Source organism: Clostridia bacterium (genome assembly GCA_014360065.1).
Taxonomy (GTDB): domain Bacteria; phylum Bacillota; class DSM-521; order Neomoorellales; family JACIYF01; genus JACIYF01.
Map to the genome: position 1 here is coordinate 1 of JACIYF010000118.1, position 7331 is coordinate 7331.

The 7331-nt window shown below is 52.3% G+C and carries 8 protein-coding genes; 6 read left to right on the forward strand and 2 right to left on the reverse strand.

Going from position 1 to position 7331, the window contains the following annotated elements; translation table 11 throughout:
- The 4 genes from H5U02_12770 to rho all read left to right on the forward strand — a co-directional run.
- Nucleotides 1-673: hypothetical protein (locus H5U02_12770; GenBank protein MBC7343292.1), on the forward strand; the 673-nt coding region annotated here is incomplete at its 5' end.
- Nucleotides 674-724: 51 nt separating this feature from the next.
- On the forward strand, nucleotides 725-1579 hold the full coding sequence (locus tag H5U02_12775) for a class II fructose-1,6-bisphosphate aldolase (protein ID MBC7343293.1): 855 nt from the start codon (nucleotides 725-727) through the stop codon (nucleotides 1577-1579).
- Nucleotides 1580-1701: 122 nt separating this feature from the next.
- Nucleotides 1702-2346 (forward strand): fructose-6-phosphate aldolase, encoded by a 645-nt coding sequence (fsa, locus tag H5U02_12780; GenBank protein ID MBC7343294.1) that lies wholly within the window; start codon nucleotides 1702-1704, stop codon nucleotides 2344-2346.
- A 96-nt stretch (nucleotides 2347-2442) separates the two neighbouring features.
- Nucleotides 2443-3708 carry a transcription termination factor Rho gene (rho, locus tag H5U02_12785; protein ID MBC7343295.1) on the forward strand — a complete coding sequence of 422 codons (1266 nt, stop codon included), beginning with the start codon at nucleotides 2443-2445 and terminating at the stop codon, nucleotides 3706-3708.
- A gap of 60 nt (nucleotides 3709-3768) precedes the next feature.
- On the opposite strand, the gene H5U02_12790 is transcribed toward rho, so the two are convergent.
- Nucleotides 3769-5199, reverse strand: coding sequence for a 4-hydroxyphenylacetate 3-hydroxylase family protein (locus H5U02_12790; protein ID MBC7343296.1), 1431 nt, complete (start codon nucleotides 5197-5199; stop codon nucleotides 3769-3771).
- A 98-nt stretch (nucleotides 5200-5297) separates the two neighbouring features.
- Entirely contained in the window at nucleotides 5298-5948 is a 651-nt protein-coding gene (locus tag H5U02_12795) for a L,D-transpeptidase (GenBank protein ID MBC7343297.1), read from the reverse strand.
- Between the two features lie 242 nt (nucleotides 5949-6190).
- Here H5U02_12795 and H5U02_12800 point away from each other — a divergent pair, with 242 nt between their 5' ends.
- Both H5U02_12800 and H5U02_12805 read left to right on the forward strand, forming a co-directional pair.
- A complete protein-coding gene (locus H5U02_12800) occupies nucleotides 6191-7120 on the forward strand; it encodes a dihydrodipicolinate synthase family protein (GenBank protein MBC7343298.1) in 930 nt (309 codons plus the stop codon).
- Between the two features lie 14 nt (nucleotides 7121-7134).
- Nucleotides 7135-7331: glycerate kinase (locus tag H5U02_12805; protein ID MBC7343299.1), on the forward strand; the 197-nt coding region annotated here is incomplete at its 3' end.

Genomic DNA, 7331 nt, shown 5'->3' on the forward strand with positions numbered 1-7331 from the left:
GTGCGGCCGGTCCGAGCTAAAGCACTTGTCTGTGTTTTCTTTTTCTGGCAGGCGGGATTTCAAGCTCTACTGCAGCTGTGGTGATGTCTTGGCCTACTTACAAACCAAAGACTGGCGCCGTTTTTGGCTACAAATTGGGTGCAGCTTATGTGAGGGCACCCACATTATAAGCTTACAGCGCAAAGATATTTGGTCTGATAAGGTAATAGCCCTGGAATGCGAAGATACTGGGGTGGAGACCGGTTACATCGGCCCTGGCGACAAGGTCCGTAAGGCTTTCCGTCACCGAGAGCCTACTCTAATGGAGCTGGCCCAGGACCTCAACTTTCGTGAGTACTTTGACAATCCCGATGTCATGGAAGGGGTATTAGACAAGCTTTATCGGATGTCGGAGCGGGATAAAATTTACTGCCAATGCGGTAATCATGACATTGAAATCGAAGTCTATTCCGACCATGTGGAGTTGCGCTGCAATTATTGTCGCTTGGTAGTCCCTATCCGGGCCCGCAGCAAAAGAGATCTGGATATGGTGAGAAAGCTAAGAAAAATCGTTCTTCTAGCTGAGGATATATCTGATTCTAATTCTTCTAAGCAAGCTGGCCGCGGACGTACTCGGGGTGCCAGCAAGAGCCGCCGCTTCCCTTCGTCCCATTTAACTAAGCGCCCCGAATAAAACGGGTCATAGTGCCATGTATAGGGTTATAATATACAGTGAGGTGTTCTTATGCCCTTAGTCACTGTTTCCGAGCTGCTTCGGCATGCTGAGGCTGGCGGGTACGCAGTAGGCGCATTCAACTGCAATAACATGGAAATAGTGCAAGCCATCGTCCAAGCAGCTGAGGCCGAGCGCGCTCCGGTGATTATCCAGGCTAGCCAAGGGGCCATTCGATACGCAGGTCTTGAGTATGTTGCCGTCCTGGCGTTGACAGCGGCTCAGCGGGCTAGCGTACCCATGGCCGTGCACTTGGATCACGGACTGGACTTTGAGCAGGTAGTTCAATGCGTGCGGGCCGGTTTTACTTCGGTGATGTTTGATGGTTCTCGCTATCCATTGAAAGAAAACATCAGGCGAACCCGGCAAGTAGTCGAGATTTGCCGGGCGGTAGGAGTATCAGTAGAGGGTGAGATCGGCCGAATTGGCGGAGTCGAAGACCAAGTTTCCGTGAGCGATCGCGAGGCCATGCTTACCGATCCCGAGGAGGCCAAGCAATTCGCCGAGGCTACCGGGGTTGACTCCTTAGCAGTAGCCATTGGCACTGCTCACGGTCAGTATAAAGGGGTTCCCAAGCTGGACTTTGATCGCCTGCGGGCCATCAAGCAGTTGGTATCGGTACCCATAGTATTACACGGTGCAAGCGGTGTTTCCGACGAAGCGTTGCGCCAAGCTGTCAAGTTGGGGGTCCGGAAAATTAACATTGATACCAACATTCGCGAGGCGTTTGTAGCTGGGGTAAAGAGCGCTCTGGAAGCTGATCCTGACCAAATCGATCCGCGCAAGATTCTTGGGCCCGCCCGCGAGCGCATGCAGGCGGTGGTGCGGGAGAAAATCCGGGTGTTTGGCAGTTCCGGCCAAGCCTAATTTTGGTTTCAACCCAAACTGACTTCTCACCTGAGTGTCCCGAGATATTGACCGTTTTTCCTCCAGTCGTATTTTTAAAACATCCTAAATTTAAACAGCACAACCGGAAAGGAAGGAGCAACGTGAGGCTATTTATCGACACTGCCAACGTGGAAGAGATCCGGGAGGCCAACTCATGGGGGATCATTTCTGGCGTAACTACTAACCCTTCGCTAATAGCTCGGGAAGGCCGAGATTTTCGAGAAGTGGTCAAGGAGATCTGTACCATCGTTGACGGGCCCGTCAGTGCGGAGGTGATAAGCCTTGAGGCCCAGGCTATGGTTAGGGAAGCCAGGGAGCTGGCCGCTATTCACCCCAACGTGGTTGTTAAGATCCCTATGACCATCGAGGGCCTTAAGGCGGTGAAGGTATTGGCCGAGGAAGGGATTCGTAGCAATGTCACCTTAATTTTCTCGGCCAATCAGGCTCTAATGGCGGCCATAGCTGGCGCTACCTATGTAAGCCCTTTTGTTGGTCGGTTAGATGATGTTGGCCAGTCAGGGACGGAAGTAGTGGCTGATATTGTTCAGATCTTTTCTCAGTATGGTTTTGACACCGAAATTATTGTAGCTAGTGTGCGTCACCCTTTGCACGTACTGGAGGCCGCGCGCCTAGGAGCGGATATCGCTACAGTTCCCTTTAAAGTGTTGGAGCAGATGTCCCGCCACCCCTTGACTGATGTTGGAATTGAACGCTTTTTGGCTGATTGGAAAGGAGTCAAGAGATAGGAGGTTGATTCTTTGAGCGTCAATAATACTCACTGGCGTAACCATAGCTCGGCAGTGAACGAATCGCAGATCGTTGCCGAGCTAGAGGCCAAAACCATGGCGGAACTCTATCAAATGGCCCGGGAGGCCAACCTTACCGGTTATTCCCGCCTGCGCAAGAAGGAACTAGTATTCGAGCTCGCCAAAATTCAGGCTCAGGCCAAGAAGGATGCCAGCCTTACTGCTAAGGGGATTCTCGAGATTCTTCCCGACGGGTATGGTTTTCTCAGACCGTTTGAATACCTCCCCAGCGATGATGATATATACGTTTCCCCTTCCCAAATCAGGCGATTTGACTTGCGGACAGGAGATGAGGTGGCGGGTCAGGTTCGCCCCCCCAAGGAGGGAGAAAAATACTTTGCCCTGCTCCGGGTGGAAAGCATCAATGATTGTGATCCTGAAAGCGCGGTGCGCCGGCTTCATTTCGACGGTTTGACGCCGGTTTTCCCGACCGAAAGGCTTACCCTAGAAACTGGAGATGGCGACGTTTCTACGCGCATGATTGACCTGATCGCTCCTATCGGCAAAGGTCAGCGAGGGCTCATTGTTGCCCCACCCAAAGGGGGCAAGACAGTATTACTAAAAAAGATAGCCAACAGCATCACTACCAATTACCCCGAGGTGCGGCTAATAGTTCTCCTCATTGATGAACGCCCAGAAGAAGTTACCGACATGCAACGTTCGGTCAAGGGCGAAGTGGTAGCTTCTACGTTTGACCTACCCCCGGACAATCATGTCAAGGTAGCCGATATGGTTCTGGAACGAGCTCGCCGCTTAGTGGAGCATAAGATGGATGTGGTCATCCTATTAGATAGCATCACTCGCTTGGCGCGTGCCCATAACCTGGTGGTACCCCCGAGCGGCCGGACCTTATCTGGCGGCGTGGATCCTGCGGCTTTGCACAAACCCAAACGCTTCTTTGGCGCCGCCCGCAAGATCGAGGAAGGTGGTAGCCTTACCATCTTGGCAACTGCTTTAGTAGAAACCGGAAGCCGAATGGACGAAGTGATTTTTGAAGAATTCAAGGGCACCGGCAATATGGAGCTGGTGCTGGACCGTAAATTAGCTGAGCGGCGCGTCTTCCCAGCTATCGATGTCAAGCGTTCCGGAACTCGTCGAGAGGAACTGCTCCTGTCTCGTGAGGAACTCGAGCTGATGTGGCACTTCCGCCGGGTTACTAACAATATGACCCCGACCGAGGTCACCGAGATGTTGATCGATGCTTTAAACAAAACCAAGAGCAATAACGACCTGTTACGTGCCCTACCCAAGCTGTTTCCGCCTGATGAAGCTTTTTATCGCAGAGAGCGTGAATACCTGTAGTTGGTTGGAGAAACTAGGCCGCGCCCCAAGCAAGACGCGGCCGTGCTAGGGGATCCGTTTCTAATCCGCAGGAATGCCTGCCAAGCGCTTAAAGAGGCTCTTCTTGCTTTCGAGGTCATACTGCTGGGTTATGGCAATCCGTTCCATAATTGGGGATCCTCCTCCGTGTATCCCAGCCACCTGCATGACTCCTCCTAATGAAGAGCAGAGCACGTCGGAAAGGGCGCGGAAAAGGCGGTGTTGGTTCTCCGCTGAAACAGCGGGATTGCGCATGATGTACTTTTCCAGGTAGGGCCTGGTCTCAGGATTAAACCAGTCCCTTTCCGGAGGTAAAGTAGCCGGCAACCCGCCAGCCAGGTCGGCCACGATCTCATATTCGTGGTAAAGCTGAGTGCCGGCATGGTAGCGGCCGACGTTGGTAAAGACAAAGTCGGGCACATAAGTGCCGGAAGCGTAACGGGTAGACTTGACCGCGGCAGCGATGCCAGCAGCATAAACCAGCTCAGCCACGGCGATTAGATCTGCCAACTTGTCGCGGACATGGCTGGCTTTTCCTACCCCGTTATATTCAGCCGCCAAGGCGGCCGCTCCCATCATCAGGTCAGTGGTAGCTGGCTTGCAGCCGGTGTAACTGTGGCGGTGATAGGTAGCGAAGAGGGCGGCCAAAAGGCCAGCTGCTTGGTGTTCGCCGCATAGAAACACTCTTTCCCAAGGCACGAATACATTGTCAAAGATTACCACCGAGTCGGCGGCGCCGTAATCGACCATGGGGGCGCGAAGCTGTTCTCGGGGCCGAGGGCTGGTAGCGCGGGTTATCAGCTTGACTCCCTGACTATCGGCGGGGATAGCAAAGGCTACTGCCCAATCACCTTCCTCCGGTGTTAAAAATCGGGTAGGGATAGCAATGATTTCATCGCTATAAGCAGCTATGGTGATATTGGCCTTGGCCCCCCGAACGACAATTCCGTCGCTCTTTCTTTCTACTATGTGGACGTAAAGATCCGGATCAATTTGCTGGTGTGGCCTTTTAGAACGGTCACCCTTGACGTCGGTTTGAGCGCAGCAGCCGACCAAGTCATTTTCCTGGAAGTATCTGAGATAGGCTAGGAAGCGTTCATGGTACTCGGTACCGGCCAGGTTATCTACTTCCTTGGTTATCACTGATAGAGCATTGAGGGCATCTATTCCCATGCAACGCTGAATGCATCCCCCGGTTTTCTGGCATAGCCGCCGGGTCATCTCCTGCTTCTTCATCAGGTCATCCGGGCTTTGATGAATATGGGTGAAACGGTTGATGCTTTGCCCGCTGAGGTGAGAGGTAGCAGTTACTAGCTCCTGGAGCTCGGGGTCAGAAGCTGCATCAAAAGTAAGGCTAATTACATTGATGCCTGGAGCCAACGCTGGGTGGTCTCTGCCTATAAGCTCACCATTGTGATAAACGTTTTTCTGCATGCTTCGCAATCTTTCTCGGTATTCGGCTGCTGTACGCAAGGCACACCCTCCTCAAGGAATATAATTAATCAAAGTTTTCTATATATTCTTGCCAGATCCTCTTAAGTTAAGAAAAGAACTACCTTACTGTAGGTGGTCTACTGATGGATGTTGACGGGTGTGCCTTGGGGGATATTATCATAAATCCACTTGGCGTCAGCAATAGCTAGGCGTATGCAACCGTGGGACGCCGGTTGACCCAATTTACTTGCCTCCTCCGGCAAGATGTTTTGGTTTTTGTCCATAGGGACACTATGAAATAGATACTGACCCCAGTTCTTGAAGGAAACCCAGTACTTGCCGCCCTGTTGGTACTTTTGGCTAAAAAACCAGAGCCCCCGATTCTGAATTTTGAACTGGCCTAACGGGGTGGGCTTGTCCTTGGTGCCGGTTGAGGCGATCATTTGCTTTTGCAAGCGCCCATCCTTAAAGATCCTAACGCTTTGCTCGCTGATGCTGACATCTATCCACCATCCTCGACCGGTGGCGGATATTTCCACTGGTTCCTTTTCCTCCGGTTCGCGATCCTCCGGCCTAGTTACCTGGTAGTTGTTGGCCGGTGGCTTGGGGCTAGAGGGTTTGGGAGGGGCTGGGGGTTTAGAGACGGAATTGGCATCCGAACCGTTAGGGTTAGACACTGGACCATTGGGGTCAGGCGTTGCCGGGCTTGAACCGGGCGCGGATTGCGGGCCAGAATCGAAGGTAGGGGTCTGATTGATAGGTGGTACTGCCTCCCCCTTAACTACCATGACTATGCTCAAAACACCGAAAAGCATTACTGCTAGCAATCCGGCCAATTTTCCCCAGTTTCTCCTCACTGATTTGCCTCCTTGACGGTGACCAATTCAATACGACCAATTCCCCAATTCGACATTCACGGACGAATTCCTAGGTCTTAACTAAAATTTAAAGCTAAGTCGGGTTGTCAAGATGAGGTGTAAGGAATATAGTCTAGGGTTAGACATTGGTAATAAAGTCAGAGGTGATTAGGTTGTATAAACCCCAAGGCATTTATGTAGCTATGGTAACACCATTTGATGAGGCTGGAGAGGTTGACGAAAAGGCCTTACGGAATATGGTCGAGTTTTATGTCCAGGCTGGAGTAGACGGGGTCTTTTCTGCCGGTTCGAGTGGAGAATTCATCCATTTAGGACCCCGAGGTTGTGTTGAAGCCAATCGGATAGTGGCCGACCAAGTGCGGGGTCGGATCGAGGTTTTAGCAGGAGCCAGCGCCTCACGGCCGAGGGATTGCGTGGCCATTGCTCAAAGAGCAAAGGAAGACGGCTGCCAAGCAGCAGTCATTTGCCCTCCACCATATTACCGCCTTAGCCAGGATATGATTCGGTACCATTACGAACTGATTGCCGAGCAGGTAAATTTTCCTTTGGTGTTGTACAATATACCTATGTTTACCAACCCCATTAGCCCTGAAATTATTGGGAAGCTATCTCGTCTGCCCAACATTGTAGGCTTAAAGGACTCTAGCGGCTCCATGGTGGACTTTATGGCTGCTATTGATGCGGTGCAGCGCAATGATGGCGACCTCCAATTTCTGACGGGGCGCGAGGAAAACTTGTTTGCTTCCTTGATAGTAGGTGGTGCTGGCTGCATCGGTGGAGGAGCGGCAGTGGTGCCGGAGGCCATGGTGGCCATCTACCGCGCCTACCAAATGGGTAACCATGAGCGACTGCGCTGCTTACAGCTTTCCATTGTTCAATTGGTGCGAATCATGATGTCCTTGCCGTTCCCGGTTGGTTTCAAGGTTGGGCTGGAACTTCGCGGCATGCCGGCTGGAGAGCTACAGCAGCCTTTAAGCCCTGAGGCTGAGGCCGAGATTGAGAAGGTACGGCCGCAAATTCAGGCGTTGATTCGGGAGGTCTTGCATACCGCTACGTGCGCTTGCGGAAATCGCTGCGCCTAGGGAGGATCGTTTTTGTGCGCATAATCGTAGCCCCTGACTCCTTTAAAGAAAGCCTGACCGCAGTGGAAGCCGCGGCTGCCATTGCCAATGGTATCCGGCAAGTGCTGCCGGAAGCAAAGATCGAGGAGGTTCCAGTTTCTGACGGTGGGGAGGGTCTAGTTGAGGCCTTGGTTAGCGCTACAGGAGGAAAAATGGTTAGCTGCCAAGTTAC

Excerpts from the sequence above, each read along its gene's own strand:
- H5U02_12775 (MBC7343293.1), top strand. The coding sequence starts at position 725 with ATGCCCTTAGTCACTGTTTCCGAGCTGCTTCGGCATGCTGAGGCTGGC.
- rho (MBC7343295.1), top strand. The coding sequence starts at position 2,443 with ATGGCGGAACTCTATCAAATGGCCCGGGAGGCCAACCTTACCGGTTAT.
- H5U02_12795 (MBC7343297.1), bottom strand. The coding sequence starts at position 5,948 with ATGGTAGTTAAGGGGGAGGCAGTACCACCTATCAATCAGACCCCTACC.